Source organism: Kribbella sp. NBC_00482, from assembly GCF_036013725.1.
Classification (GTDB): domain Bacteria; phylum Actinomycetota; class Actinomycetes; order Propionibacteriales; family Kribbellaceae; genus Kribbella.
Map to the genome: position 1 here is coordinate 8,480,308 of NZ_CP107881.1, position 25,716 is coordinate 8,506,023.

The 25,716-nt window shown below is 68.6% G+C and carries 28 protein-coding genes and 1 pseudogene; 6 read left to right on the forward strand and 23 right to left on the reverse strand.

Annotated features, from left to right (window positions below):
• Positions 1 to 117: 117 nt before the first annotated feature.
• The 9 genes from OHB24_RS40765 to OHB24_RS40805 all read right to left on the reverse strand — a co-directional run bounded on the left by OHB24_RS40765 (position 118) and on the right by OHB24_RS40805 (position 7,994).
• Positions 118 to 273 carry a hypothetical protein gene (locus OHB24_RS40765; RefSeq protein WP_238151152.1) on the reverse strand — a complete coding sequence of 52 codons (156 nt, stop codon included), beginning with the start codon at positions 271 to 273 and terminating at the stop codon, positions 118 to 120.
• 188 nt (positions 274 to 461) lie between these two features.
• Entirely contained in the window at positions 462 to 1,316 is an 855-nt protein-coding gene (mutM, locus tag OHB24_RS40770; protein ID WP_327636320.1) for a bifunctional DNA-formamidopyrimidine glycosylase/DNA-(apurinic or apyrimidinic site) lyase, read from the reverse strand.
• A gap of 1 nt (position 1,317) precedes the next feature.
• Positions 1,318 to 2,046 (reverse strand): ribonuclease III, encoded by a 729-nt coding sequence (rnc, locus tag OHB24_RS40775; RefSeq protein WP_327636321.1) that lies wholly within the window; start codon positions 2,044 to 2,046, stop codon positions 1,318 to 1,320.
• 15 nt (positions 2,047 to 2,061) lie between these two features.
• Positions 2,062 to 2,253, reverse strand: a complete 192-nt coding sequence (gene rpmF / locus OHB24_RS40780; RefSeq protein ID WP_130387616.1) for a 50S ribosomal protein L32 — start codon at positions 2,251 to 2,253, stop codon at positions 2,062 to 2,064.
• A gap of 99 nt (positions 2,254 to 2,352) precedes the next feature.
• Entirely contained in the window at positions 2,353 to 2,865 is a 513-nt protein-coding gene (locus OHB24_RS40785) for a YceD family protein (protein WP_327636322.1), read from the reverse strand.
• A 128-nt stretch (positions 2,866 to 2,993) separates the two neighbouring features.
• Positions 2,994 to 3,464, reverse strand: a complete 471-nt coding sequence (gene coaD, locus OHB24_RS40790; protein ID WP_327636323.1) for a pantetheine-phosphate adenylyltransferase — start codon at positions 3,462 to 3,464, stop codon at positions 2,994 to 2,996.
• Positions 3,457 to 4,017 carry a 16S rRNA (guanine(966)-N(2))-methyltransferase RsmD gene (gene rsmD / locus OHB24_RS40795; RefSeq protein WP_327636324.1) on the reverse strand — a complete coding sequence of 187 codons (561 nt, stop codon included), beginning with the start codon at positions 4,015 to 4,017 and terminating at the stop codon, positions 3,457 to 3,459. Before rsmD ends, coaD begins: the two co-directional genes overlap by 8 nt.
• A gap of 115 nt (positions 4,018 to 4,132) precedes the next feature.
• Entirely contained in the window at positions 4,133 to 6,370 is a 2,238-nt protein-coding gene (recG, locus tag OHB24_RS40800) for an ATP-dependent DNA helicase RecG (RefSeq protein WP_327636325.1), read from the reverse strand.
• A 10-nt stretch (positions 6,371 to 6,380) separates the two neighbouring features.
• Positions 6,381 to 7,994, reverse strand: coding sequence for a DAK2 domain-containing protein (locus tag OHB24_RS40805; protein ID WP_327636326.1), 1,614 nt, complete (start codon positions 7,992 to 7,994; stop codon positions 6,381 to 6,383).
• Between the two features lie 127 nt (positions 7,995 to 8,121).
• On the opposite strand from OHB24_RS40805, the gene OHB24_RS40810 reads away from it, so the two are divergent.
• Positions 8,122 to 9,135, forward strand: coding sequence for an SAM-dependent methyltransferase (locus OHB24_RS40810; RefSeq protein WP_327636327.1), 1,014 nt, complete (start codon positions 8,122 to 8,124; stop codon positions 9,133 to 9,135).
• A gap of 57 nt (positions 9,136 to 9,192) precedes the next feature.
• Here the strand turns inward: OHB24_RS40810 and rpmB are convergent, their stop codons facing one another.
• The 5 genes from rpmB to OHB24_RS40835 all read right to left on the reverse strand — a co-directional run bounded on the left by rpmB (position 9,193) and on the right by OHB24_RS40835 (position 14,644).
• Positions 9,193 to 9,414: a 50S ribosomal protein L28 gene (gene rpmB, locus OHB24_RS40815; protein ID WP_130387610.1), complete on the reverse strand. Its 222-nt coding sequence runs from the start codon at positions 9,412 to 9,414 to the stop codon at positions 9,193 to 9,195.
• An 85-nt stretch (positions 9,415 to 9,499) separates the two neighbouring features.
• Positions 9,500 to 11,488, reverse strand: coding sequence for an aldo/keto reductase (locus OHB24_RS40820; RefSeq protein ID WP_327636328.1), 1,989 nt, complete (start codon positions 11,486 to 11,488; stop codon positions 9,500 to 9,502).
• A 31-nt stretch (positions 11,489 to 11,519) separates the two neighbouring features.
• Positions 11,520 to 12,347: a carbohydrate ABC transporter permease gene (locus tag OHB24_RS40825; protein WP_327636329.1), complete on the reverse strand. Its 828-nt coding sequence runs from the start codon at positions 12,345 to 12,347 to the stop codon at positions 11,520 to 11,522.
• Positions 12,337 to 13,368, reverse strand: a complete 1,032-nt coding sequence (locus tag OHB24_RS40830) for a carbohydrate ABC transporter permease (protein ID WP_327636330.1) — start codon at positions 13,366 to 13,368, stop codon at positions 12,337 to 12,339. Before OHB24_RS40830 ends, OHB24_RS40825 begins: the two co-directional genes overlap by 11 nt.
• Before the next feature lies 1 nt (position 13,369).
• Positions 13,370 to 14,644, reverse strand: coding sequence for an ABC transporter substrate-binding protein (locus OHB24_RS40835; RefSeq protein ID WP_327636331.1), 1,275 nt, complete (start codon positions 14,642 to 14,644; stop codon positions 13,370 to 13,372).
• Between the two features lie 120 nt (positions 14,645 to 14,764).
• On the opposite strand from OHB24_RS40835, the gene OHB24_RS40840 reads away from it, so the two are divergent.
• Positions 14,765 to 15,376, forward strand: a complete 612-nt coding sequence (locus tag OHB24_RS40840; RefSeq protein WP_327636332.1) for an HAD-IA family hydrolase — start codon at positions 14,765 to 14,767, stop codon at positions 15,374 to 15,376.
• 78 nt (positions 15,377 to 15,454) lie between these two features.
• Complete coding sequence (locus tag OHB24_RS40845) at positions 15,455 to 17,029, forward strand: GxGYxYP domain-containing protein (protein WP_327636333.1); 1,575 nt, start codon at positions 15,455 to 15,457, stop codon at positions 17,027 to 17,029.
• A gap of 9 nt (positions 17,030 to 17,038) precedes the next feature.
• Here OHB24_RS40845 and OHB24_RS40850 read toward each other — a convergent pair whose 3' ends face one another.
• The 6 genes and pseudogenes from OHB24_RS40850 to OHB24_RS40875 form a co-directional block, all read right to left on the reverse strand.
• Entirely contained in the window at positions 17,039 to 17,782 is a 744-nt protein-coding gene (locus OHB24_RS40850; protein WP_327636334.1) for a peptidoglycan-binding protein, read from the reverse strand.
• Positions 17,779 to 18,000 carry a hypothetical protein gene (locus OHB24_RS40855; protein WP_327636335.1) on the reverse strand — a complete coding sequence of 74 codons (222 nt, stop codon included), beginning with the start codon at positions 17,998 to 18,000 and terminating at the stop codon, positions 17,779 to 17,781. The genes OHB24_RS40850 and OHB24_RS40855 overlap by 4 nt, the downstream gene beginning before the upstream one ends.
• 75 nt (positions 18,001 to 18,075) lie before the next feature.
• Positions 18,076 to 18,291: pseudogene (locus OHB24_RS40860) on the reverse strand (GNAT family N-acetyltransferase); the annotation flags it as partial.
• Between the two features lie 88 nt (positions 18,292 to 18,379).
• Positions 18,380 to 19,213, reverse strand: a complete 834-nt coding sequence (locus OHB24_RS40865) for an SMP-30/gluconolactonase/LRE family protein (RefSeq protein WP_327636336.1) — start codon at positions 19,211 to 19,213, stop codon at positions 18,380 to 18,382.
• A gap of 39 nt (positions 19,214 to 19,252) precedes the next feature.
• The gene (locus tag OHB24_RS40870; RefSeq protein ID WP_327636337.1) at positions 19,253 to 20,458 is read right to left on the reverse strand and encodes an MFS transporter; all 1,206 of its coding nucleotides are present in this window, start codon (positions 20,456 to 20,458) and stop codon (positions 19,253 to 19,255) included.
• Complete coding sequence (locus tag OHB24_RS40875) at positions 20,455 to 21,075, reverse strand: HAD-IA family hydrolase (protein WP_327636338.1); 621 nt, start codon at positions 21,073 to 21,075, stop codon at positions 20,455 to 20,457. The genes OHB24_RS40870 and OHB24_RS40875 overlap by 4 nt, the downstream gene beginning before the upstream one ends.
• Before the next feature lie 48 nt (positions 21,076 to 21,123).
• On the opposite strand from OHB24_RS40875, the gene OHB24_RS40880 reads away from it, so the two are divergent.
• A complete protein-coding gene (locus OHB24_RS40880; RefSeq protein WP_327636339.1) occupies positions 21,124 to 22,281 on the forward strand; it encodes an ROK family transcriptional regulator in 1,158 nt (385 codons plus the stop codon).
• On the opposite strand, the gene OHB24_RS40885 is transcribed toward OHB24_RS40880, so the two are convergent.
• The 3 genes from OHB24_RS40885 to OHB24_RS40895 are packed head-to-tail and all read right to left on the reverse strand — an operon-like array spanning position 22,278 to position 24,680.
• Positions 22,278 to 22,913, reverse strand: a complete 636-nt coding sequence (locus OHB24_RS40885; RefSeq protein WP_327636340.1) for a DinB family protein — start codon at positions 22,911 to 22,913, stop codon at positions 22,278 to 22,280. The two genes, OHB24_RS40880 and OHB24_RS40885, sit on opposite strands and share 4 nt — an antisense overlap.
• Positions 22,910 to 23,716 (reverse strand): bifunctional hydroxymethylpyrimidine kinase/phosphomethylpyrimidine kinase, encoded by an 807-nt coding sequence (gene thiD, locus OHB24_RS40890; RefSeq protein WP_327636341.1) that lies wholly within the window; start codon positions 23,714 to 23,716, stop codon positions 22,910 to 22,912. The genes OHB24_RS40885 and thiD overlap by 4 nt, the downstream gene beginning before the upstream one ends.
• A 1-nt stretch (position 23,717) precedes the next feature.
• Positions 23,718 to 24,680, reverse strand: a complete 963-nt coding sequence (locus OHB24_RS40895) for a thiamine-phosphate kinase (protein WP_327636342.1) — start codon at positions 24,678 to 24,680, stop codon at positions 23,718 to 23,720.
• A 134-nt stretch (positions 24,681 to 24,814) separates the two neighbouring features.
• Between OHB24_RS40895 and OHB24_RS40900 the strand changes: the two genes are divergently transcribed.
• Both OHB24_RS40900 and OHB24_RS40905 read left to right on the forward strand, forming a co-directional pair.
• Complete coding sequence (locus OHB24_RS40900; RefSeq protein WP_170990044.1) at positions 24,815 to 25,051, forward strand: Lrp/AsnC family transcriptional regulator; 237 nt, start codon at positions 24,815 to 24,817, stop codon at positions 25,049 to 25,051.
• Between the two features lie 31 nt (positions 25,052 to 25,082).
• Positions 25,083 to 25,619 (forward strand): DUF3515 domain-containing protein, encoded by a 537-nt coding sequence (locus OHB24_RS40905; RefSeq protein ID WP_327636343.1) that lies wholly within the window; start codon positions 25,083 to 25,085, stop codon positions 25,617 to 25,619.
• Positions 25,620 to 25,716: the final 97 nt, after the last annotated feature.

Sequence of the window (25,716 nt, forward strand, 5' to 3'; positions counted from 1 at the left end):
AGATGGCCGGCGAATGGGTGCACAACATTGGTGAACCTACAACCGGCGGAGGCCCGGACGGGGGCCACCGCCGTTCTGCAGCGTAGTGCGGACGGTCGAGATGAATTCTCTGGTGCTTCAGACCGAAGCGGGAGTGCGCAGAGCCTCGTCGACGGTGAGCAGCCGACCCTCGTGGATCTGGGCCACCAGGTGGTCGTTCTCTGCCTGGAGCCGCATCACGTGCGCCTCCAGATCTGCGACGCGCCGGTTGAGCAGACGAACCTGCTCGAGCATGCGCGGGTCAGTGCCTCCAAGATGCCCTAGAAGAGCCTTGGCCATTGTGCTGTCCTCCGGAAGGGTTCTGGCCGGTCGCGCTCCGCATCGGGGTCAGCAGGGAGCGCCGAAAATGTGTGCCGTCTTTCAGGGTGACACCGGCGAGGGCGACGGGTCAACCTGGGCCACGTTTATTAACGATACCTCGCTCACCAGCGGACATGGCGCGGAACCGGCTGACATTTCGGGCACCGGTACGACGAACGGTTCATGAACGGCTCGCGACGGATCGGCCGGCCGTCCCGCGGGCACGGGGATCCCTCCTGCCCGTAGACGTTCAGGCCGCGTTCGAAGTACCCGGATTCCCCGTTCACGTTGACGTACAGGGCGTCGAAGCTGGTGCCGCCAACGGTCAGTGCCTCGGCCATCACAGCGTGCGCCTGCTCGAGGATGCCCCTTATTTGTAAGGGTTTCAGCGTTTCTGTCGCCCGGGCGTAGTGCAGTTTGGCCCGCCACAACGCTTCGTCGGCGTAGATGTTGCCGATTCCGCTGATCGCGGTCTGGTCCAGCAGCGCTCGTTTGAGACCGGTCCGGCGGCGCCGGATCTTGGCCGTCGCCAGCTCCGGATCGAACAGAGGATCGAACGGGTCGCGGGCGATATGGGCGATCTCGGCGGGCAGTTCGGCACCGCCCTCGGAGTACGACAGACCACCGAACATCCGCTGGTCCACAAAACGGACCTCTCCGCCGCCGTCGGCGAACCGGAAACGGACCCGCAGATGCGGTTCGTCGGGCGCGCCGACCGGCTGGACCCGGAACTGACCACTCATTCCGAGGTGTGTCAATACCGCGTCACCGGACGTCAACGGCAGCCACAGGTACTTGCCGCGCCGGGCCGGCTCGGCGAAAACCTGTCCCTTGAGCCGCGAGACGAAGTCCTCCGGGCCGGCGGCATGACGCCGTACCGGGCGGGGGTGCAGCACCTCGACGGTCTCGACGGTCCGCCCGGTGAGGAAACCCACCAGGCCCCGTCGTACGACTTCTACCTCAGGGAGCTCCGGCACTTCAGGACTGCGAGGGGTCCACGCTGTCGGGATGCGCGGCGCGCAGGGCCTTCCAGGCGGTCTCGGCGGCCTGCTGCTCGGCTTCCTTCTTGCTCCGGCCGATGCCGTGGCCGTAGGTGTCGGAGCCGATCCGGACCCGGGCCTCGAACGTCTTCGCGTGGTCCGGTCCGGACTCCGCGATCACGTACTCGGGGACGCCGACGCCGAGCTGGGCGACCAGCTCCTGCAGCGACGTCTTCCAGTCCAGGCCGGCGCCGAGCCGGGCCGAGGACTCCATCAGGTCGTCGAACATCGTGTGCACGACCTGACCGGCAGTCTCGAACCCGCGGTCCAGGTAGACGGCGCCGATCAGCGCCTCGACGCAGTCGGCGAGGATCGACGACTTGTCCCGCCCGCCGGTGGCCTCTTCGCCGCGGCCGAGCCGCAGGTACTTGCCCAGGTTGAGATCGCGGGCGACACCGGCGAGCGCGCGCATGTTGACCACCGCGGCGCGAAGCTTGGCCAGCCGGCCCTCGGACAGGTCCGGATGGTTACGGAACAGCGACTCCGTGACGATGATGCTGAGCACGGAGTCCCCGAGGAACTCCAGCCGCTCGTTCGTCGGCAGCCCACCGTTCTCGTACGCGTACGAGCGGTGGGTGAAGGCGTGCTCCAGTAGCTCGTCAGCCAGCGATACGCCGAGCCGCTGGTTCAGCTCGGCGTAGAGCCCCGTTTCGTTGGCAGAGTTCACTGGAAAGGTTGCCGTTTAGCTCTCGACGACCTGGCGACGCTCGCCCTTGGCACCGTACTGGCCGCAGTTCGGGCAGACGGTGTGCTGCAGGTGCTTCGCGCGGCAGGCGGGGTTCACGCAGGTGACCAGCGACGGGGCAGTCGTCTTCCACTGCGCCCGGCGGCTCCGGGTGTTGCTGCGCGACATCTTCCGCTTCGGAACGGCCACGGTTATGACTCCTCGGTTCGGCCGGGGGCTGGTGGACCCGGCCGGCTCAGTCTGACGATTTCGGTCGTGCGGTACTGCGGTGTTGCGGTGGAGCTGTTTTCAGTCCTGCTCGTCCTGCGTGAGCAGTCCGCCGAGGGCGGCCCAGCGTGGGTCGGACCGGTCCTCGTGCTTGTGGCCGGGCTCGTCCGCCAGGCGTACCCCGCAGTCGGGGCACAGACCCGGACAGTCGTCCGTACACAACGGCTGGAACGGTAGTGCGAGCACCACCTGGTCCCTCAGCGCCGGCTCGAGGTCGATCAGATCGCCCTCCATCCGGCTGGCCTCGTCCGGCTCGGCTTCGCTCTCCGGGTAGACGTACAGCTCCTGGACGTCAGCGAGGAACTCGTCCTCGATATCGACCAGGCACCGCGCGCACTCCCCGACCAGACGGCCGGCGGCCGTTCCGGTGACGAGCACCCCTTCGACCACCGCTTCCAGCCGTAGATCGAACTGGATCGGGTCGCCTTCGGGGACGCCGATCACGTCGATTCCGAGTTCCGCCGGCGCCGGACTCGAGAAGGTGACTTCGCGTTGGGACCCTGCGCGGCGGCTCAGCTCGTGCGTATCGATCACGAGTGGGGACCGCGGGTCCAAGACGCTCAGAACATCCCTCTCAGGCGTGGGCAGGCAAGAACTCGGTCTCGTCGAGACCGGTGATCTACACTACCAACTCCCCGGCGCTGCGCCCAATCCGGGGACAGTCACAGCGTGTTCAGTAACCGTGCGTGAACGGCCGGCGTCACGAACGTGCTGACGTCGCCGCCGAGGCGGGCGATCTCCTTGACCCAGCTGGACGAGATGAAGGCGTGTTCCGGCGCGGTCGGCAGGAAGAACGTGTCGACGCCGGTCATTCGCCGGTTCAGCTGCGCCATCTGCAGTTCGTAGTCGTAGTCGGCCGCCGAGCGCAGGCCTTTCACCATGACTTCGGCGCCCTCGGCCCGGCAGTAGTCGACCACGAGCCCCTCGAAGGAGCCGATCCGGACGTTCGGGAACGGCTCGACCAGCTCGGTGAGCATCTCGATCCGTTCCGGCGGCCCGAACAGCCGGTTCTTCGATTGATTCACCCCGGTCGCGACGATCAGCTCGTCGAAGGCGGCAGCCGCCCGGGTGATGACGTCGAGATGCCCGACTGTCGGCGGGTCGAAAGTGCCTGGAAAGACCGCCTTAACCATGCCGGTGACCGTACCAAAGGCGGGCCTCGCCGTACTTGCGGTCCCGCAGCGCGGCGAACCCCTCGGGCCAGTCCCACGGCTCGCGTTTCCCGCGTTCGACGACCACGACCGCGTCGTCGGCGAGCCAGCCGTGCGCCACGAGGTCGGTCAGCACGTCCTGGAGCTCGGCAGTCTCCAGCTTGTACGGCGGGTCCGCGAACACCAGGTCGAACACCGCGGGAGCGTCACCCGCTGTGACCTTCTCGACCGGCCGGGTCAGCAGCGTCGCACCGGGCAGCCCCACGACCTTGATGTTGGCCGCGATCACCTCGGCCGCTGTCCGGTCCGATTCGACCAGCACGGTCTTCGCGGCACCCCGGGACAGCGCCTCCAGCCCGATCGCGCCGGATCCGGCGTACAGGTCGAGGACCGCGAGCCCGTGGAAGCTGCCGAACTCCGACTCGAGCGACGAGAACAGCGCCTCACGCACCCGATCCGCCGTCGGCCGCGTCCCACTCCCCGCAGGCACGCCGATCCGCCGCCCACCAGCCACTCCCCCGATCACGCGTGTCACGGGGCCTCCCGTTCTGGACTGAGGAGCGGAGGGAGCGAAGCGACCGGAGCGACGAGGGAAGAACGGGAGTAAAAGCCCCGTGACCCCCGCGCCGGAGGCGCGGCATTCAGCACAGTCACGTCTTCTCCAGGTAGTCGGTTGTGTCGGACTGCAGTGCGGCGCGCACGATTGTGAGCAGTTCCGGGAACTCGGACAGGGCGGGGTCGACCCCGACGATCCTGGTGGCTTCGTGCCGGGCCGCGAGGATGATGTCCTCGTCCCGCAGCACGCTCAGCAGTTTGAGGCTGCTGCGTCGCCCGGACTGCGCGACACCGAGCACGTCGCCCTCACGGCGGGTCTCCAGGTCGATCCGCGACAGCTCGAACCCGTCGGTCGTCGACGCGACCGCGTCCAGGCGCCCGTACGACCTCGATCCCGCCCACAGGTCCGTGACCAGCAGGCACAGCCCGGGGACCTTGCCCCGGCCGACCCGGCCGCGCAACTGGTGGAGCTGCGAGATGCCGAACCGGTCGGCGTCCATGATCACCATCGTCGAGGCGTTCGGTACGTCGACGCCGACCTCGATGACCGTGGTCGCGATCAGTACGTCGATCTCCCCGGCCGCGAACCGGGACATCACCGCGTCCTTCTCGTCGGCCGGCAGCCGTCCGTGCAGGATCTCGACGCGCAGGTCGTGCAGGATCTCCGCGAGCGCCTCGGACACCTGCATCACCGAGATCGGCGGCCGGGCCTGCTTCTTGCCGCCTTCGTCGGTCTCGAGGAGCTCGCCTTCCTCGTCCTTCGCGTTCTTGACGTCGTCCCCGATCCGCGGGCACACGACGTACGCCTGGTGGCCCTTGCCGACCTCCTCGCGGACCCGCGCCCAGGCCCGCTGCAACCAGTCCGGCCGCTCCTTGGCGGGGACCACGGACGACTGGATCGGCGACCGCCCGGCCGGCAGCTGGGTCAGCGTCGAGACCGCGAGGTCGCCGAACACCGTCATCGCCACCGTCCGCGGGATCGGTGTCGCGGTCATCACCAGCACGTGCGGCGTGTTCTCGCCGGATTTCGCGCTCAGCGCGGCCCGCTGCTCGACCCCGAAGCGGTGCTGCTCGTCGACCACCACGAGCCCGAGATCCGCGAACTGGACCTTGTCCTCGAGCAGGGCGTGCGTCCCGACCACGATCCCGGCGGCACCGCTGGCCGCGTCGAGCATCGCCGTACGGCGGGAGGCCGCGTTCAGCGAACCGGTCAGCAGACCGATCTTGGTGGCGTGCTCCGCGCCGCCGAGCATGCCCTGCTCGGCCAGGTCACCGAGCATCTTGGTGAGCGTCTTGTGGTGCTGGACGGCCAGCACTTCGGTCGGCGCGAGCAGGGCGGCCTGGCCTCCGTTGTCGACCACGGACAGCATCGCCCGCAGCGCGACCACGGTCTTGCCGGAGCCGACCTCGCCCTGCAGCAGCCGGTGCATGGGATGCGACCGGGCGAGGTCGGCGAAGATCTCCTCCCCCACCTCGATCTGCCCGTCGGTCAGCTCGAACGGCAGCCGCTGGTCGAACTCGTCGAGCAGTCCACTGGCCTGCCGCGGCCGCGGTACGGCGCTCTGCGCGTCCATCACCGCGCGGCGCTGGGCGAGGATCGTCTGCATCACCAGCGCTTCCTCGAACCGGAACCGCTGCTGCGCGTCGTGGATGTCCTTCTCGGTGTCCGGAAGGTGCACCTTCTGCAGGGCGTCCCGGAGACCGAGCAGCTTCTCGTTGCGCAGGACCACGTCCGGGACAGGGTCGTCGACGCGGTCGTCGAGGCTGTCCAGGACGATCTTGACCGATCGCTCGATCGTTGCGGTCGGCAACTTCCCGGTCGCCGGGTAGAGCGGGCGGAACGGCCGCGCCCGGCGTTCGATCTCGGCCTCGGTGAGGTCTTCCTCGTCGAGGATCTCGGTGCCGGGGCCCTTCAGCTGCATGATGTCGCGGAACATCGTCACCTCGCCCCAGAACAGGGCGGCGGTGCCGGGGGTCAGCTTGGTCAGCAGCCAGGGCTGGTTGAAGAACGCCAGCTCCAGGTCGTTGCGGCCGTCGGTGACCACGACCTTGGTGATCGTCCGCTTCTTGCGGAACTTGTGGACGTCGTCGGGCCGGATCTCGACCTTGGTGTCCAGCGCGCGGGCCGAGACCTTCTTGACCCGGCCGCTGACAGTCGCCTGGTCACCGACCTCGAGTTCGTCGAAGGGGGTCAGCTCGCCCTTCTTCAGGTAGCGCCGCGGGTAGTGCCGCAGCAGCTCGCCGACGGTCTCGATCTCGAGCACGTCCGCGAAGGTCTTGGCGGTCTTGGCCCCGAGGAAGTCCCGGAGCTTGCGGTCCATATCCGTCTTCATTCCACCACCGTCATTCGACCCCGATCAGGAGCGGATACCTGTCCTGTCCTCCGTCGTACACCACGACATCGACATCTTTGCGTTGCCGGCGCACGTGCCGCTCGACCGCGTCGGCCAGGGCGGGGTCGGCGTCGCGGCCGGTGACGATCGTGAGCAGCTCGCCACCGCCGCCGAGCAACCGGTCGACGACTTCCAGCGCCGCCTCCTCGAGGTCGCCGGTGATCACCGCGAAGTCGCCGTCGACGACACCGAGCGCGTCGCCGATCCGGCACCGGCCGGCCATCGTCCAGGCGTCCTTGACCGCGATCGTGACGGCGCCGTGCCGGGTCTGCCCGGCAGCGGCCGACAGGTGTACGACGTCGTCGTCGAAGCTGCGGTCGGGGTCGTGGACGGCGATCGCGGCGAGGCCCTGGACTTGGGCGCGGGTCGGGATCACGGCGACCCGGATCCCGTCCTGGCGGGCGGCGGTGGCGGCGGCCTCGGCGACCGCGATGGAGTCCTGGTCGTTGGGCAGGATCACGATCTCGGGCGCCTGCGACTGCTCGATCGCCTGGAGCAGTTCGCCGGTGGAGCAGCGACGGCCGGGGGCGCCGCGGATGATCCGGGCGCCGGCCTCGGCGAACAGGCCGGCGAGCCCGTCGCCGGCGACGACCGCGATCACCGCGCGCCCGGGAGCGGGTTCGTGGTGGTGCGCCTGGTCGTCGAAGTGGGTGACCCGGATCCGGTGCGGCCGGCCGATGTCGATGCCCTGCTCGATCGCGGCGCCGACGTCGTCGGTGTGGACGTGGACGTTCCAGAGCCCGTCGCCGCCGACCACGACGACGGAGTCGCCGAGAGCGGCCAGGGTCTGCCGGAAGTCGCCGATCTTGTCGTCGGGCGCGTCGAGCAGGTACATCACCTCGTACGCGGACCCGTCCTGGCTCTCGGCGCTCTCCCCCTGCGGCTCCACCCTGGCCGGTACGTCGACCCGCACGTGCTGCCCGGTGAGCACCGACTCCATCGCACCCAGGATCACGACGAGGCCTGCTCCTCCGGCGTCGACGACGCCCGCATGCCGCAGTACGTCGAGCTGTTCGGTGGTCCTGGTGAGGGCCTGGCGGGCGGAGGCGACCGCGGCGAGGCAGACGTCGGCGAGGGCCTTGCCGTCGTTCGCGGCGGTCATCGCTCCGGTGGCGGCGGCGCGCGCGACGGTGAGCATGGTGCCTTCGACGGGCTGCGCTACGGCCCCGTACGCGGCGTCTGCGGCGAACTTGAGGGCGTCGGCGAAGGCGGCGGCCTCGCTCATCCGGGGATCGGCCAGGACGCCGTCCGTCTGGTGGTGCGGGAGGTTCTCGTCGAGGCGGAGGCCGCAGGCGCGGATCAGCTGGGAGGTGATCACGCCGGAGTTGCCGCGGGCGCCGAGCAGCGCGCCGCGGCCGAAGGCCTGGATCGCCTCGGTGAAGGTCAGCTCGCCCTTGGGCAGCGCCTCGCAGGCGGCTTCCCAGGTCAGGTAGAGGTTGGTCCCGGTGTCGCCGTCCGGCACCGGGTACACGTTCAGTTCGTCGATCTCGGTCCGCGCCCGGGCCAGATCGGCCAGTGCCGTCCGGGCCCAGGCCCGCAGCACGTCAACCGTCAATTCCTCCACGCCCGGAAGGCTAACGCGTACCGAAGGACAGGTAGTGGTCCCGTCCGGGGCGAGTTCGGCGCGGCTTGCACGCGTGCGACCGCGTATACGTAGGCGACTACGTCCAGTCGTTCGGTACGGTTCGCGGGTGAGTGGCGGTAGGAGTGTGTTGTTCTCGGCCGCGGCCGACAGTTACGAGTTGGCTGCGCGGGAGATCCGGGGCGAGTTCGGGCGGGACGTGCGGGTCCAGCGGGTCGGCGCGGAGCTGGGGCGGGTGGACGGGCCTCCAGGGCTGACCGTGGAGGCGTTCGCGGCGGCGTGTGATGCGGGGCGGATCATGTTCGTCCGGCATCTGACGGTGGAGATCGCAAGCTTCGACGAGCTGCCGCCGGAGTACGAGCTGGCCGAGGTGGTGCTCGGCGAGCTGCCCGAGTACCCGAAGGCGCTCGCCGTACAGGCTTGGACCGATGCAGCCGGCACCGGCGGGTCCTACTACCACCGCCTGGAGGAGGCCCTGGCCGGCCGTGGAGTGGCCGTCACGCGCTCCGGGCAGGAGTACGTCGTCTCGTGCTTCGCGGGGCGGAAGGCGGTGCTGCTGGGGCTGAACCGGCTCGCGGACAGCCTGTCGGACTGGCCGGGCGGGCGGATGCGGCTGGCTCGGGGTGACGAGCGAGTGTCGCGGTCCGAGTTCAAGCTCGAGGAGGCGATCGCGACCTTCGGGCTGGAGCTGCCGCGAGGCGGGAAGGCGGTCGACCTCGGCGCCTCACCGGGTGGATGGACGCGGATCCTGCGGCAGCACGGGCAGGAGGTGTGGTCGGTCGATCCGGGTTCGCTGGATCCGCGGCTGCGCGGTGATCGCCGGATCCATCACGAGGCGACGACGGCGGGCCGGTTCTTCGCCGCGAACCGGGTCCGGTTCGACGTGGCGGTGAACGACATGCGGATGGACCAGGTGACGAGCGCCCGGATGATGCTGGACGCGGCGGCGCACGTACGGCGCGGCGGTCTCGCGATCGTCACGCTGAAGGGCGGCGGCAGGAACCCGCTGGACGGCGCCCGTCGCGGCATCGAGGTCCTAGGCGAGCGGTACGACGTACTGCACGCCCGACAGTTGCACCACAACCGGAACGAGATCACGGTGGTTGCCCGCAAACACGACTAGGCGCCCGGGGTGAACCGGGCGCCTGGTCGAAGGCCCTACACGGAGGAAAGCTTCAGGTCAGCCGACGACGCGCTGGACCTTGCCGGCCTTGATGCAGGAGGTGCACACCTTCATCTTGGTGGGCGTGCCCTTGATGATCGCGCGGACCGGCTGGATGTTGGGGTTGAACCGGCGGGGCGTACGAGCCTTGACCCGCCGGATCATCGCGCCCTTACCCAGGCGGGCAACGCTGTTGCCGAACGTCGGCTGCTTGCCGCAGACATCGCACTTCTTAGACATGATTCTCCGTGTTCAGGGTCGTGACACCGACAGACCATGCTACATGTGTGTCAGCGCCCCACCAATTCGGCTGTAAGGCACACAGTCAGGCAGTGAGGTAGGCCACTTCCTCGTCCGTCAGCGTCACCGACAGACCCGGTGTCGAGGTCCGTGTTTCGCTGACGTGCCGCGGCCCGATCAGCGGGAACACCAGGTACGGCTGGTGCAGCAACCAGGCCAGCGCGATCGCGGTCGGCTCGACTCCCTTGGCGGCCGCCAGCTCCCGTGCACGGTCGAGCCTACGGAAGTTCTCGTCGGAGTAGAAACAGCGCACGAGCTCCTGGTCCGAGGTGTCCTCCGGCTTGGCGCGTCCGGTGAAGAACCCGCGCGCCTGGCTCGACCACGGGAACAGCGCGATCTGCCGCTCGCGCAGCCACTTCTGCGACTCGTCGTCGGCCACGTGCCGGCAGCCCGCCCACGGTACGTCGTACGCCCGCGCGAGGCTGAGGTGGTTGCTGAGCAGCGTGAACGGCTGCTTGCTGTTCGCCTCGGCGTACGCGTTGGCCTCGTCGAAGCGCGCGGTGGACCAGTTGGAGCCGCCGAACGCCTTGATCCGGCCGGCCTTGAAGTGCTCGTCGAGGACGTCGACGAACTCCGAGACCGGGATGTCCTCGTTGTCGCGGTGCATGAAGTACAGGTCGACGTGGTCGGTCTGCAGTCGTTCGAGGCTCTCGTGCAGCTGCCGGGTGATCGACTCGGGATCGCAGTACGGCGTGTGCGCGCCCTTGCCGATCACCACGACGTCGTCCCGGTTGCCGCGCGACTTCATCCACTGCCCGAGCAGCTTCTCGCCGCGTCCGCCGCCGTAGATGTACGCCGTGTCGAACGTCGTACCGCCGCGCTCGACGAAGTCGTCGAAGACGACCGCTGCGTGCGGCAGCGTCTGCTGGTTGTCGACGCCCATGACGAGCCGCGAGACCTGCCGGTCGACGCCCGGCACCTTGCCGTACGTCATCGGGGCGTCGTCGCGGCGGGTGAGCGGCCGTCCGGTCGCGGTCGGGATGATCGCGTCGTCCCGCTCGCTCGCGTACTGCTGCCCGATCGCGGCCCGCCACTGGTCCTGGACCGTGAGGTTCCCGAGAGTGTCGGCCCAGGTCATCTCCGGCGCCTGCTTGGCCCCGGACTGGACCGCCGCCTGCACGGCCTCGGCCTCGGCCGTGTAGATCAGCGCCGGCTCCGCGGAGATGTCCCGCGGCTCCTCCCCCACCCGGTGCAGGGTGACGTGGGTCGGTTTGCCGTCGCCGCCGAACCACGGGTCCTCGACGACGAGGTAGCCCTCGCTGCCGAAGATCCGGACCTGGTTCTGGTCGGCGAGCCGTACGCCGGTGCTGACCTGGGCGGTCACGCCGCCGTCGAAGAACAGCGTCGCCACCGTCCACTCGTCGGCGCCGGTCTCGCCCACGTGGCCGACCGCGCTGACGGCGGCCGGGTCGGCGTACGGCTGCCCGATCGCCGCGCCGGCGATCAGACGGGCCATCGACACCGGGTAACCGCCGACGTCGAGGATGCCGCCGCCGGCCAGGTCGTCGGCGAAGATCCGGCTCTCCGGCCGGTACCCGGCGGCGAACGCGAACGTGGCCTGGATCTGGTGGACGGTGCCGATCTCGCCGTCGCGGACCAGTTGGGCGATCAGCTTGGTCTGCGGCAGGCACCGGTACATGTACGCCTCCATCAGGAAGACGTCATTGCGTACGGCGGCCTCGATCATCGCCTCGGCCCACGCGCGGTTGATCGCGAGCGGCTTCTCGCACAGCACGTGCTTGCCGGCCTCGGCCGCCTTGATCGCCCACTCGACGTGCATCGGGTGCGGCGTGGCGATGTAGACGGCGTCGACGGTTCCGTCGGCGAGCAGGTCGTCGTACGAACCGTGCCGGTTGGCGATGTCCCACTTGTCGGCGAAGGCGTTCGCCGATTCGAGGGACCGGCTGCCGACGGCGACGACCTCGTTGGTCTTCGACGTCGGCACCTGGCTGGCGAACCGGGAAGCGATGTTGCCGGTGCCGATGATGCCCCAGCGGAGCTTGTGGTCAGTCAAAAGAGATCCCGTGTCTGGTTTGTCGGTTGGGTCAGAACTTCATGGCGCCCGCCGCCAGGTCGGCGATGAAGGAACGGGCGCCGATCAGGAAGACGCCGATCAGCGGGATGACGCTCATCAGCGCACCGGCCATCACCATGGAGTAGTCGGTGCCGTAGACGCCGTTCAGCTGGTCGAGAGCGACCTGGAGGGTGAGGCGGTTCGGGTCGGTCATCACGATCAACGGCCAGAGGTAGTCGTTCCAGACGTTGATGAAGGTGAAGATGCCGAGGAAGGCCAGACCGGGCCGGAGCACCGGCAGGCCGACGGTGAGGTACTGCCGGAAGAATCCGGCGCCGTCGACCTTGGCGGCCGAGATGAGTTCGTCGGGGATGGCGCCCTTGGCGTACTGGCGCATCCAGAAGATCCCGAACGCGTTCGCCGCGCCCGGGATGATGAGGGCCTTCAGCGACCCGATCCAGCCGAACTCGGCGAGCGTCACGAACTGCGGCACCAGCGACAGCTGGGCCGGGATCATGAACGTCGCGAGCAGCAGCCCGAACAGCACGTTCCGGCCGGGGAACTCGTACTTCGCGAACGCGAACGCGGCCAGCGAGTCGAAGAACAGCACCAGGACCGTGACGCCGAGGGACGCGATCAGCGTGAGCAGCATCGACCCGAAGAAGTCGATGTTGTCGAGCACCTTGCCCATGTTCTCGAACAGGTGCGAGCCGATCAGGAGCTTCGGCGGGTAGCTGAAGATGTCCGGGGTGGTGTTGGAGGCCATCACCACCATCCAGTAGAACGGGAACAGCGAGACCAGCACGCCGAACATCAGCACGATGTGACCGACGGCGGTGCGAATGCGCTCAACGGACATCTGCGGCCTCCCTCTTGGCATTCTGGGCTGCGATCCTGCGTTCCACTCGCCGAGCGGCGCGTCGGGTCAGCCGTTCGTCGTCGTTTCCGCCGATCAGCCGCCAGTTGATGATGCTGAACAGCACGATCAGGACGAACAGGGCCCAGCCGACCGCGGCGCCGTACCCGAACTGGTTCTTGATGAACGCGCTCTGGTACAGGTACGAGACGATCGTCAGGCCGGCGTCGCCGGGGCCGCCGATGCTCGAGGTGTCGCCGAACAGCACCCGGGACTCGGTGAAGATCTGCAGCCCGCCGATGGTCGAGGTGACCGCGGTGAACAGGATGACCGGCCGCATCATCGGGACGGTGATCCGCCAGAACGTCTGCCGCGGGCTGGCGCCGTCGACCTTGGCGGCCTCGTACACGTCGGCGGAGATCGCCTGCAGACCGGCCAGGTAGATGATCGCGTTGTAGCCGACCCAGCGCCAGGTGACGATGGTCGCGATCGCGATCTTGATCCCCCACGGCGAGGTCAGCCATTGAACCTCGCCGACTCCGATCGAGCGCAGGAACGCGTTCAGCAGGCCGAAGTTGTTGCTGAAGATCGAGCCGAACACCAGGGTGATCGCGACCACCGAGGTGACGTTCGGGATGAAGTACGCGATCCGGTAGAAGGTACGCAGCCGGGTCGCGTTGTGCAGGGCGTTGGCGATCACCAACGCCAGCAGCAGCATCGGGACCGTCGAGAGCACCCAGATGAGCAGCGTGTTGCCGATCGTCTTCCAGAACGTGGCGTCGCTGAGCAGGTAGTGGTACTGCTCCAGGCCGACCCACTTCATCTGCCCGATGCCGTCCCAGGAGTGGAACGAGATCCAGATCGAGAACAGCACCGGGAACGCGCCGAAGATCGCGAACAGGATGAAGAACGGCGACACGGCGGCGTACTGCGGGAAGGCCTGCTTGTACTTGTTCGGCGGCTTCTCCGCGGTGCTGGACGGCCTGGTGATCGCGGCCGGGGCAGTCTTGCTGGTGACAGCCATGTCAGATCGCCCCCGCTCGGGTGAGTTCGCGCTCGATCTGGCGCTGGGCGTCGGCCCAGGCCTGATCCGGGTCCTTGCCGGAGGCCTCGACGTTCACGAGTTCGGAGCTGATCGGCGTGTCGATGATGCTGTCGTACGGCGAGAAGTAGGCGCCCGGGTACTTCTTGGCGGATTCCGCGAACACGTCGACGATCTTCTGACCGCCGAAGAACGGGTCGGGCGCACTCAGCCGCGAGTCGGTGTAGCTGGCCGGCGTGGACGGGAACAGGACCGGGTCCAGGAACGCCTGGGCCTGGTTCTTCGCCGACTCCAGCCAGCTGATGAACGCGAACGCAGCCTTCGGGTTCTTGCAGTACTTCGTGATCGCCAGGAAGGACCCGCCCCTGTTGCCGGCACCACCAGGAGCCGGCGTGACCCGCCAGAGTCCCTTCGTCTTCGGCGCCGCGTTCTTCGGCCCGAGCTGGGCCCACCAGACGGCCCCGATGTACGCGACGAGCTTGCCGTTGGTGACGACCGCGTTCTTGTCGGTCGAGTTCTGCGCGTTCGCCGAGAGACCTTCCTTGACCACCCGGACGGCGAGATCGAAGGCCTGCCGGACGTGGTCCTGATCGCCGAGGTACTGCCCGTCCGGCGTCATGTAGCGCTTGGACTGCTGCGCCATCCGGTAGGAGTAGATACCGGTGATGTTGTCGGTGATCGCTGAGCCAGGTACGGCCTGTTTGAGCTTCTTGCCGAGCGCGATGTAGGTGTCCCAGTCCGGGGCGAGCCCCGCGACGGCGGCCGGATCGATGTCGACACCGGCCTTCTGGAAGATGTCGGTCCGGTAGAACAGGGCCGTCGGCCCGGTGTCCATCGGGTAGGCCATCATCTTGCCCGCCGGCGTGACGCCCCACTTCCACTTCCAGGGCAGGAAGTCCTTCTCGAGCTCCTTCGCGCCGAGCTCGTTGAGGTCGTGGAACTGGTCGGCGTTCGGGAAGTACGTCGCGACGTCGTCGTTGATCGCGACGATGTCCGGGACGAGGGACTTGCCGGCCAGGGCGGTCAGTACCTTGGTCTTGTAGTTGGAGCCGATCCGGGTCATCGCCAGCTTCATGCCGTCGTACCCCGGGATCGCCTTCTCCGCCTGGCCGATCAGGTCGTCGTTGACGGACCCGACCCAGGTCCACATGCTGAGCTCGTTCGAGCCGCCCAGCGAGCTGCGGGAACCGCAGCCGGTGAGTCCCGCGGCGGCTAGAGCGGAGCCGGCAGCGAGGAAGTGCCTTCTGCTCAGGGTCATAGCCTCACCTGGCGCTTTCTGTTGGATTTCGCCGGAAGGTGTCCAGATATGTTTACGTAGCCATTAGGTAAGCGCATACCGACTGAACCGGTCAAGCCTCCGATGACAAGATTGGGTTTCATGAGCCCCAGCGCAGTCCTCTTTGACGCCGATGGCGTCGTCCAGCGACCCGACCGCGACTGGTGGTCGCAGCTGACGTCGCTCGTGCCGTCCGGCGGCGACGCGTTCGTCGCGGACCTGATGGAGGCCGAGAAGCCGGCGTTGGTCGGGAAAGTCGATTTCCGGGACGCGCTGGCCGACGTACTGCGGCGCTGGAACTCGCCGGCCTCCATCGACGAGGCGCTCGAGCCGTGGACCTGGTTCGTCGCGGAGCCCGAGGTGATCAGGCTCATCCAGTCGCTGCGCGCGGCCGGCATCGGGTGCCATCTGGCGACCAACCAGCAGGGGTACCGGCGGGCGGTCATGCAGGACGAGCGCGGGTACGGCGCCTGGTTCGACCGGACGTTCTACTCGTGCGACCTCGGGCTGGCCAAGCCGGATCCGGCGTACTTCCGGGCGATCCTCGGCGAACTGGATCTGCCTGCTTCGTCGGTGCTGTTCATCGACGACAACGTGGACAACGTGGAGGCCGCCTCGAGCGTCGGGCTGCGTGCCGAGGTGTACGACCTGTCGTCCGGCGTACCGGCGCTGGTTGAGCTGTTTCGGCGTCATGGCCTGCCTGAGGTCTTGTGATGGCGTGAAGGCTGTGACATCGTCACCGGGCAGATGACAACGTAGGACAGTCCACCAGCCGCTCACTGGAGGCTCCACATGTCCGATCGCAGCCGCCGTACGCTCTCCCGCCGCAGTGCGCTTGGCCTCACCGCCGGTCTGGGGCTCGCCGCGACCGTCTCGCCGTCCCTCGCATTCGGCGCCGCACCCGCTCCGTCGGCGTACCCCAAAGGTCAGCGGCCGCGGGTGCTGAACGTGTTCGCGGAGGACTCGCTGAGCCTGCCCGAGCGGACGCTCGCGACGACTCTGCAGGGCCTGATGGCGCGGCGCGGCGGTGAGTCGCTGTACCTGAACCTGCCGACGCTCGGCTACCAGCACTGGCTCGACGGCCTGGTGTCGCAGTACGGCGTCCGGGTGCGTCCCGGAGACCTGTGGAACACCGTCAAGCGGTCCGGCGTTCCCGGATATGTTCTCTTCCGGGCGGGCACGCCGTCGGTCAACGTCGCGACCACGCTCGCCGGCGTGACGGGTGCCGTGGCGATCGAGGAAAGCCTGGAGCCACTCGCGATCCGGAACGGGTTGCGCAAGGTCCTGGATGTGCGGGACAAGGACGACCGCTGGGTGTTCGAGACGTACTGGCCCCGGCTGCGGCACGACGTCGCGGTCGAGCAGCGCGCCGACATCCCGGAGCGGCTCCGGGACTACGTCACGATGACGGGGTCGCTCGCCTTCTTCGACGGCAACTCGGAGTTCCGCGCCGAGGTGGTCGACGCGCTGGACGACGACGGCACAGTCATCGGCTGGGGCGACGCCTCGGCGGGCGAGGACGCCTTCATCGGCGTGAACTCGGCCACCGGCGTCAAAGCCCTGCCCGCCGACCACGCCCGCAACCTGTCGGTGCTCTCAGGCATCCGTGAGGACCGCCTGAGGCAGCATGTCCCGGCACAGGCTCCGACTCCGGACCCCGACGCGCATTACGTGACGTTCCTGATCACCGATGGCGACAACATCCAGTGGGCTCTCGGCGACTTCCCCACCGATCCGCGGTGGTTCGGGAGTCCGCGCCGGGGTGAGGTCGACCTCGGCTGGGGCATCTCCCCGTCGCTGATCGATCTCGCGCCGTCCGTCATGCGCTGGTTCTACGACCAGTCGCGGAAGGACCGCTGGGTGGTAGGCCCGTCCGGCGGCGGCTACATGTACCCGAGCCGCTACCCCGCCGCAGCCCTCGACAAGCACACCGCGTCCCTCGCCCGTGCCATGGGCCGGGCGGATCTGTCCGTCGCGCAGATCATCGACTTCGACGCGTTCGAGAACACCCGGCTGTGGTCGTCGTACCTCAAACGTCCCGAGATCGACGGCCTGATCTACCTCGAGTACTCGCGGTACGACGGCCTGAAGGGCAAGGTCGTGTGGTCCGAGGGCAAGCCCGTCATCTCGGCCCGCACCATGCTCTGGGAGGGCCTCGACGGCGCCGACGAAGCCTCGGTCACCGCCGAACTGAACGCGGCAACCCGCAATCCGCACTCCACCGCCGGCTACTCCGTCGTCGTCTGGCACGCCTGGAGCAAGTCCGTCGACAACGTCCTGTCCGTCGTCGACGGCCTCGCCCCACACGTCAAGGTCATCCCGCCCGACACCCTGGTCCACATGCTCGGCAAACACGCCAAGCCCTAGACCCGCCTGTCAGGTGCGGGGGACTTTGAGTTTGTCCCAGGTTTCCGGGCCGGGGATGCCGTCGGCGTCGGAGTCTGGTTGGGCCACCGATCCCTGGAAGCCGAGTTTCTTCTGCCAGGCCGAGTAGGACTTGAGGTCGCCGGTGCCCCAGACGTCCTTGTTCGTCTGGGTTTCGTACTTGTTGCAGCCGACCGCGACGAGCCGGTCGTGCATCGCCGCGATGATCGGGCTCTTGCGCCCCGTCACGAAGAACGACTTGCCGGGGAACGTCACGAACCCGGCCCGCGGCCCGGACGAGTGGACGTACGACGGCCGCCCGTAGCCGGCGATCGTGCCGGCCATCCGGGTGTGCCGGCCGCACTTGTTGCTGTAGTTGCCTTCGATCGTGTAGACCTTCGAGCCGCTGACCCCGGTGACGAGGCCGACGTGGTCGATCCTCGCCTTGAGGTCGGTGCCGTCCCAGTCGAAGAAGACGATGTCACCGCGCCGGATCCCCGCGACGTCCACGTGCCACTGGTTCTTCCTCTTGAACGCCTTCGCGTGTGCCGTGGTCAGCGCGAAGTCGCCGCCGAACGTCACCGCACCCTGGTTGCCCGAGGTCCAGGCCCAGAACGTGATCGACGCGTCGCACCACGCGAAGTTGCCGTTGAACGCCGAGCCGTTGCGTTCGCGGTACCACTTCTGGATCTTGTTCGGCTCGCCGAGTCCGAGGTCGAGCTCGGCGGTGTGGATCATGTCCTCGAGGCCGCTCATGATCCGGCCCCGCCGGAGTACGTCGGTTCGCGGTCGGCCGACGGCCGGCCGTACTCACCGTCATCGGCGGGCCCGAACTCGGCCTCCAGCTCCTCCGCCTCGTTCTCCAGGTCATGGTCGAAGCTCGGTTCGACCAGCAACTTTGCCTGCTCCTCCTGCGACATGTCGTCCGGCAACTCGTCCAACTCTTCCAGCGACGGCCGCCCGTTGTCGGTCATGGCAATACCTCCCCCTCACCACGATGAAGCCCCCAGCCCTGATCCCTTCATCATGCTCCGGCCCGTGAACTTCGACTACAGCTCGCGGAAGTACACGGCCACCGGCAATTTCATACATCCGATTGATTCGTAGAACGCCCGCGCCGGCGCGTGGAAGTCGTCGCCTCCGGTGCCGATCTCGACGTACTGCGCGCCCTCGGTTCGCATCGCCGCGAACGCGTGCTCACAGAGCGCAGTGGCGATGTTGGAGCGGCGGTGCTCGCGCGCGACCGCCAGGAGCTCGACCGTGGCCTGCCGACGACCGGTGTCGAGATGCCAGGCGCCGGGCCGGGATCAGCGCCGGGTACGCCCGGCTGCGAAGCACTCCATGTCCGTGATGCTAGCGAGCGACCGGCGGTACGGCGACCGGAATCGTGTGGATCTGACCGGTCCGCGGGCCGTTGGTGAGGCGGCCGAGGTTGTCGGCGATGCTGTCGTTCATCCGCCATTCCGCGGTCAGGATGCACAGCGTCGGGCCGTCGAAGTCGACCAGGCCGAGCGCGAACGGCGCCCGGTTCTCGGGGAGGTCGATACGCTCGAGGATCTCGCCGCCCGCCGCGACGCGGACCACGCCCTCGCCGCTGGTCTGGCACCAGATCGCTCCCTCGGCGTCGAGGCAGATGCCGTCCGGGCCGAGGTTCTCGGCGTACACGCGGCGGTTCGACAACCCGCCGTCCGGCGCGACGTCGAACGCGGTCAGCCGCCCGGCGAACGACTCCGCGATCACCAGCGTCCGGCCGTCCGGTGTCAGCACCATCCCGTTCGGGAACTGGATGTCGTCGGCGACCTGCCGCACCTGGCCGTCGGGCGTGACCAGCTTGATCCAGCCGGGTTTCGGCGCCTCGCCGCCGGCGAAGTCGAAGTCCGCGCCGTTCAGATAGATGTTGCCTTGAGCATCCACCACGATCTCGTTCGCGCCCTGCTCGGCGAGGACGGTGATCGTGCCGTCGGGCTCGTACCGGCGCAGCTTGTCGCCTGTGGTCAGCATCCGGCCGTCGGGCAGCCAGTCGATGGACCACCCCATCAGGCGTTCGACCGGCGCCTCGAAGGACTCCGTCGTACCGTCGGCGTCGACAGCAACGATCTGCTGCTCGATCCAGTGGGCGAACCACAACCGGCCGTCGTGCCGGCGCGCGGACTCGGGAAAGGCCAGGCCGTCCAGCAGAAGCTTCATCACGTCACCTCGTTCGTCGTTTTCGGGCTCGTTCACCCCCTACACGAACGCGGCCCGGTCAGATCGACGGCTCAGCAGAAAGAGTACGGCGATCAGCGGCAGCGTCACGAGGTACGCCGTGCGCAGGTCGACGAGGCGTGCGAGTACGGCGAGGAGCGCCGGCGCGACCAGGATCGCCGTACCCGAGGCCATCGCACCGATCGCGGAAAGGCGGGCCGAGCTGAGGCCAGGGGTCGCTACGAGGGCTGCCAGGGTCACCGGGTACAGCGGGGCGACTCCGAGACCGGCGACGACCAGGCCGAGCGCGACCAGGGCCGGCGAATCGAACAGGCTCACCAGCAACGTGCCGCACGCGGCGAGTGCACCTGACGGGAAGACCGGCGACCAGCCGCGGTAGCGGATCGGTCCGATCGCGCGGCCGATAGCCATACCGATCGGGAACGTACTACCGAGCAACGCGGCAACTGCAGTCGGCAACCCGCTGGCCACCAGCCGCGCCACGGCCCACACCACGAAGCAGAACTCGACCGACACCGCGAGCACGACCCGCAACCACCCCGCGCCGACATCCATGACAACCCGCCGCCCCACGCGCCGCCACTTCCGCCCCAACCCGACAGCCGGAGCCGAATCAATCAACACCGGCACGCTGACCTGCTCGCGCGGGTGCGCCGGCTGGGCTGGGCGGGAGCGTCGGGTTAGCACCGCTAGGAAGAGGAGCGGTGGTGCTGCGGCGAGCATGGCGTAGCGGCCGCCGGGGCCTAGACCGTCCAGCGTGCCGATTGCTAGCGGCGCTAGGATTCCGGTCCCGCTGGCGACCGCGTTCACTCGGCTCAGGCGGGCGGCGGCCGTCGGCCCGTTCAGCATCAGCGGAGCGACCAGGACGAGGAGCGCGCCGCCGAGGCCGACCAGCAGCCCACCGGCGATAGCAACCGCGTACGCCGGGGCGACCGCGATGAGGACCGCGCCCACCGCGCAGACGACGGACCCGACTCCAAGCACCGTCGGCATCGGCCACAACTTGAGCATCCGCGGACCGACCACGGCTACGAGCAGCAGCCCGGCCGCGAACCCCGAGGACAGCAAGGCCAGCCGACTGGTCGGCTCGTCCAGATCCCGCGCCAGGATCGCCACACACGCGCCGAGCCCGGCCAGCACGAACCCCATCGCCGACAGCGCGATGCCGATGCGTATCTCGTCGCCGCGGGCACCGCTCCGCGGCGGAGCCTGTGCGCCCGCGGTCATTCCAGACCTTTGAACAGCGCGTCGAGCCGGTGCAGGTCAGCCAGCTCGATGTCCGCCGAAATGCCCTTCAGACCGGCCGTGAGCGCGCCAGACGCCTGCCCGGCCGACAATCCGACGACCGTGTCCTCGACCACCAGGCACTGCGTCACGGGTACGCCGAGAAGCTCCGCCGCCCTCAGATACCCCTCCGGGTCCGGCTTCCCACGGCTGACGTCGTCCACCGTCACGAGGACCGACGGCGCGATCCCCGCCGCCATCAACCGCACCTTCGCGAGCTCGGCCGGCGCACTGGTGTAGACCGCCCACGGCAGACCGATCCGCTCGAGCGTGCCGAGCAGATCCAGCGCACCCGGCTTCGCGACCACACCGTCGACGTCGTTGACCTCGATATCGAGCGCCCGCGCCCACGCCGCGGCACGCTCGGCCGGCGTCGCGTCGGGCAGCATCTGCGCGATGGTCGCCACCGCAGGGTTCCCGTGCGCGACGGCGAGCACCTCGGCCGGTGACAGGCCGTACTCGGTCGCCCAGCGGCTCCAGCTCCGGTCGACGATCGCGTCGGAATCGACCAGAGTGCCGTCCATGTCGAACAGGACCGCGCGGATGTCCCGGATCTGCATGATCCCTCCTATTAAACTCGTCCTCCGAGCATAACGGGAAGGGCAGCGATGACTCCAGTACGCCGTGGACAGTGGCAGACGGCTGCGGACGTGCTGACCCAACTCACCCGTCAGCCCGGGATCACGCGAGCGGCGGTCGCCCGGGCGCTGCGGCTGAGCACGGGTTCGGCGACCGAGGTGACCGCTCGGCTACGCGACGTACAGCTGCTGACTGAGGTACCCGCTCCGAGTCAGGGCCGTGGTCGGCCGACCACGGTGCTGCAGCCGCATCCGCAAGGACCTGTGGTGCTCGTACTCGACCTGCGGCAGAGCAGTTGGCGGAGTGCGGTCGTAGCGCTCGACGGGTCGCTGCAGGAGCCGCAGTACAAGCGGCACCGGAGTCGGCGCGCACAGGCCGTGCTGAACAACCTGCGGCGTGAGGTGGAGCAGGCGCAGCAGCGGTACGGCGCTCGGCTCCAGATGGTCAGCCTCGCCGTACCGGGCACTGTCCGTGACAACCACCTGATGCAGGCACCGACGCTCGAGTGGGTTGAGCTGGACCTTGCACAGGTCACCGGCGACACCGGCGTACCGCTGCTCGCTGGCAACGACGCGACGCTGAGTGGGGTGGCAGAGGCGCGTACTGGTGCGGCTGCTGGAGCTGGTACGGCGGTACACCTCATCGTCGAGGTGGGTATCGGTGGGACGCTGCTGATCGACGGGGTGCCGGCGCAGGGCGCTTCGGGAGCAGGTGGCGAGTACGGCCACATGCCCTTCGGTGACCGGTCCCGTACCTGTCCGTGCGGTGCACGTGGCTGCTGGGACCTGGAGATCGACGGACGCGCTCTGGCGCGCTATCTCAAGCAACCGACTCCGGATGACCCGGTTGCCTACACGGAAGAGGTTCTTCGGCGCAGTGACCGGGCTGCGCGCGCTGCAGTGACCAGGGTGGTCGCTTCACTGGGCTACGGCATCGCAGGTCTTGTGAACGCGCATGACCCGGATGTGGTGACGATCGGGGGTTTGGCGATCCCCCTGCGGGCAGCTGCGGAAGAGACCTTTGCGGAGGCGTACGAGGGCGGTCTGATGACGTTCCACCGCAGTGCTCCCCCACCGGTGCTGCCGGCCACGCACCAGCCGGACGGGCCGCTCCGAGGCGCGGCCGCGCTGGCACTCGACCACCTCACCACCGAGCAGGCCATCGCTGCCTGGGTCGCCCAGCGCTAGTCAGCCTCTGCTTCTGCAGCCTCTACACCTTCTGCAGCCTCTTCGGCTTCCTCAGTCTCTTCGACGCGGGGCTTGGGGACGATCGGGGGTTCCACCTTCGCCAGGATCTCGAGGATGTCGTGCCGGTGGTGCTGGATCTCGTGGGCGGTGTGCCGGATGATCCAGCCCAGCGTGCGCGGCGCCCGGACCGGATAGTTGTACAACCCCAGCTTCCCCAGCTCCTGCGGCTGCAGCACCCGCGCCGCCGCCCCGAACTCCCGTGCGAACCGCACCAGCGCGGCCGCGACCTCCATCGGGTCCTGGTTCTCGTACTTCTCCTGCTTCACCCGCCCGGTCCGGTCCATCGGCGCGTACACCGGCCGGTCCTCAGCCAGGCACTGCGCGATCCGGAACCGCTGCACCTCGAGTACGTCGCGCACGTGGCACGCGTACTCGATCGCCGACCACACGTCCGGCTCCGGTCGCAGGCGCACCACGTTCGAGTCCGGACCGGCGGCGGCCTTCGTCAGGGCCATGCTGCAGTCCGCCGACTGCCGGACGAGCAGTGTCACGGTGCCCTGCAAGGTCCCGGTGTCGTAGTTGAAACCGCACTGCTCGCAGTACCCGTCGACCGGGGGCTGCTGCTTGCTCAACTGCCACTCCCTCGAAATCTCCACGCATGATCAACCGGACCGATGCCGTCGCCGAGCGCGAACCCGGCCGCGATCGCGCCGGTCACGTACTCCTTCGCAGCACCGACTGCACCCGGTACGTCGTACCCACGAGCAAGGTACGACGCGATGGTGCTGGCCAACGTGCATCCCGTGCCGTGGGTGTGCCTGTTGTCGGCCCGGAGCGCGCTGTACGAGCGCCGTACCCCTGGGCCGTGCAGTACGTCGACGGACGCCGTACCGACGTCGTGGCCGCCCTTCACCAGCACCCAGGACGCACCTGCCTCCAGCAGAGCCTTCGCAGCGAGCTCCCGGTCCTCCACCGTCTCCAGGTCGACTCCGGAGACCGGACCGAGCTCAGTGAGGTTCGGAGTGAGGACGGTGGCCAGCGGGACGATCTCCGTGCGTACAGCCTCCATCGCGTCGGCTGCGAGCAGTGCGTCGCCGTGCTTGGACACCGATACCGGATCGACCACGACCGGCACGCCAGGCGGCAGGGTCCGCAGCAGCGACGCGACGACGCGGACCATCGACTCGGACGCCAGCATGCCGGTCTTCACCGCGTCGACCCCGATGTCGTCCACCACGCTGCGGAACTGGGCGCGGACCTGCTCCTCCGGCAGCTCCCAGGCGCCCTGGACGCCGATACTGTTCTGCGCGGTGATCGCGGTCAGCACGCTCATGCCGTGCACGCCGTTCGCGAGCATCGACTTCAGATCCGCCTGGATCCCGGCTCCGCCGCCGGAGTCGGAACCGGCGATCGTCAGCACTCTGGGGGGCGGCATCTCAACTCCTGAAATGGGCGTGTCCGGTGTCCGCAGCATACGGCGCGCCGTCGACGGTCACCGTCCCGGCCGGTCGCTCCTCGTTGCCCTCAGCAACCGAGCCGATCACGGTCCAGCCCTCGGGGACGTCGGCCGGCTCGAAGGTACCGACCAGGGCGTGGTCCTCGCCGCCGGTCAGCACGAACTTCAGCGCGTCCACACCGGTCGCCGCAGCCACCGCCTGCAGCGGCTCGGGCACGGTCAGCGCCTTCGTGTGCACGTCGATGATCACCTGGCTCGCCGCCGCGATATGACCGAGATCGGACAGCAGGCCGTCGCTCACGTCACACAGCGAGGAGGCCCCGGCGAGCGCGGCCCGCGGACCTTCGGCGTACGGCGGTTGCGGGCGCCGGTGCGCCTCGACGACGGCCCGCGGCGAGCGGAACCCGCGAGCGAGCACCGCCCAGCCCGCCTCGGCCCAGCCGAGCCGGCCGACGAACGCCACCTCGTCACCAGGGCGCGCACCCGAGCGCAGCACCGGCGGGCGCCCGTCCAGCGACCCGAAGGCCGTCACGGAGACGACGATCTTGTCGGACTGGACCGTGTCGCCGCCGATGATGCTCGCCTCGACCAGCTCGCACTCGTCGACCAGGCCCTGGTTCAGCTCCAGCGCCCAGGCGGTCGGCAGGTCGGCGGGGCCGCCGAAACCGACCACGAGTGCGGTCGGGCGGGCGCCCATCGCCACCACGTCGGCCAGGTTCTGTGCGGCGGCCTTGCGGCCCACGTCGTACGCCGACGACCAGTCCCGGCGGAAGTGCCGGCCCTCGACCAGCAGGTCCGTCGTGATCACCATGCGGCCGTCCGGCACCGCCATCACGGCAGCGTCGTCACCGGGACCGACCAGGACGTCCTCACTTGTGGACAGCCCTTTGGTGACGGCCGCGATCAGGCCGAACTCACCCGTGCTCCCCAACGTCTCTGTCACGTCAGCAGACCTCCCATATCGCTAGGCGGAGTCTAGGCGGTACCGTGACCGGGCAACGAAGAGTACGCCCGGGGCTCCCGCAGTACGCCTGTGGGTGACCGGAGCCAGCTGAGGACGACTGAGTGGAGAACGACGTGGTGGTCCAGGCCTACATCCTGATCCAGACCGAGGTCGGCCGTGCGGCCGACGTCGCGGCACAGATCGCCGAGGTCCAGGGCGTCACCCTGGCCGAGGACGTCACCGGTCCGTACGACGTGATCGTCCGCGCGGAAGCCCGCAACGTCGACGAACTGGGCAAACTGGTGGTTGCCCGGGTCCAGAACGTTCCCGGCATCACCCGCACGCTGACCTGCCCCGTCGTCCACATCTGACCTCCGCCACGGGAACCCGCCACTTCTCAGCATGCCCGACCTCCACTCCGCCGGCCCGGCCCGATCCGGCCCCCGGACCGTACGCCGCGCCCGCAGCCAGCCCGGCCTACCCGGCCTACGCGGTCTGCTTGGGCTGTTCGGGCTGCTGCTGATAGCCGGGTGCAGCCCGGGGCCGACGCCTGTGCCTGTGCCCTCCCCCGCGCCCGAGGTCGCCGCCGCCTGCGCCGAGCTGGTCAAGGCACTCCCAGCCAAGGTCCTCGACGCCGAGCGCCGCGAGGCCTCCCCGAAGAGCCCGCTGACCGCGGCGTACGGCGACCCGCCGATCGAGATGACCTGCGGCGTCACGCCCCCGGCCGGCATGGCCGAGGCCCAGTCCCAGTGCTTCGAGGTCAACGGCGTCGGCTGGTTCGCCAAACAGGTCGAGAACGGCTTCATCTTCACCACCATCGGCCGCTCCCTCTACTTCGAGGTGGCCGTCCCCGCCAAGTACGCGCCCCAAGCCAACGCCCTCACCGACATCTCCGACGCTGTCCACAGATTCGACAAACTCGTCACACCCTGCACCTGACGACTGCATACTCCTTGGCGAGATCGAAATTCTTCTGCCGGCGGTGTCCGGTTGGGGAGTGTGGAGGCGACGTCTCGGGTGGAAGCGCCCTGTGGCG

Excerpts from the sequence above, each read along its gene's own strand:
- OHB24_RS40765 (WP_238151152.1), bottom strand. The coding sequence starts at position 273 with ATGCTCGAGCAGGTTCGTCTGCTCAACCGGCGCGTCGCAGATCTGGAG.
- coaD (WP_327636323.1), bottom strand. The coding sequence starts at position 3,464 with ATGGTTAAGGCGGTCTTTCCAGGCACTTTCGACCCGCCGACAGTCGGG.
- recG (WP_327636325.1), bottom strand. The coding sequence starts at position 6,370 with ATGAAGACGGATATGGACCGCAAGCTCCGGGACTTCCTCGGGGCCAAG.
- rpmB (WP_130387610.1), bottom strand. The coding sequence starts at position 9,414 with ATGTCTAAGAAGTGCGATGTCTGCGGCAAGCAGCCGACGTTCGGCAAC.
- OHB24_RS40825 (WP_327636329.1), bottom strand. The coding sequence starts at position 12,347 with ATGTCCGTTGAGCGCATTCGCACCGCCGTCGGTCACATCGTGCTGATG.
- OHB24_RS40830 (WP_327636330.1), bottom strand. The coding sequence starts at position 13,368 with ATGGCTGTCACCAGCAAGACTGCCCCGGCCGCGATCACCAGGCCGTCC.
- OHB24_RS40835 (WP_327636331.1), bottom strand. The coding sequence starts at position 14,644 with ATGACCCTGAGCAGAAGGCACTTCCTCGCTGCCGGCTCCGCTCTAGCC.
- OHB24_RS40840 (WP_327636332.1), top strand. The coding sequence starts at position 14,765 with ATGAGCCCCAGCGCAGTCCTCTTTGACGCCGATGGCGTCGTCCAGCGA.
- OHB24_RS40845 (WP_327636333.1), top strand. The coding sequence starts at position 15,455 with ATGTCCGATCGCAGCCGCCGTACGCTCTCCCGCCGCAGTGCGCTTGGC.
- OHB24_RS40850 (WP_327636334.1), bottom strand. The coding sequence starts at position 17,782 with ATGAGCGGCCTCGAGGACATGATCCACACCGCCGAGCTCGACCTCGGA.
- OHB24_RS40855 (WP_327636335.1), bottom strand. The coding sequence starts at position 18,000 with ATGACCGACAACGGGCGGCCGTCGCTGGAAGAGTTGGACGAGTTGCCG.
- OHB24_RS40865 (WP_327636336.1), bottom strand. The coding sequence starts at position 19,213 with ATGAAGCTTCTGCTGGACGGCCTGGCCTTTCCCGAGTCCGCGCGCCGG.
- OHB24_RS40870 (WP_327636337.1), bottom strand. The coding sequence starts at position 20,458 with ATGACCGCGGGCGCACAGGCTCCGCCGCGGAGCGGTGCCCGCGGCGAC.
- OHB24_RS40875 (WP_327636338.1), bottom strand. The coding sequence starts at position 21,075 with ATGCAGATCCGGGACATCCGCGCGGTCCTGTTCGACATGGACGGCACT.
- OHB24_RS40880 (WP_327636339.1), top strand. The coding sequence starts at position 21,124 with ATGACTCCAGTACGCCGTGGACAGTGGCAGACGGCTGCGGACGTGCTG.
- thiD (WP_327636341.1), bottom strand. The coding sequence starts at position 23,716 with ATGCCGCCCCCCAGAGTGCTGACGATCGCCGGTTCCGACTCCGGCGGC.
- OHB24_RS40905 (WP_327636343.1), top strand. The coding sequence starts at position 25,083 with ATGCCCGACCTCCACTCCGCCGGCCCGGCCCGATCCGGCCCCCGGACC.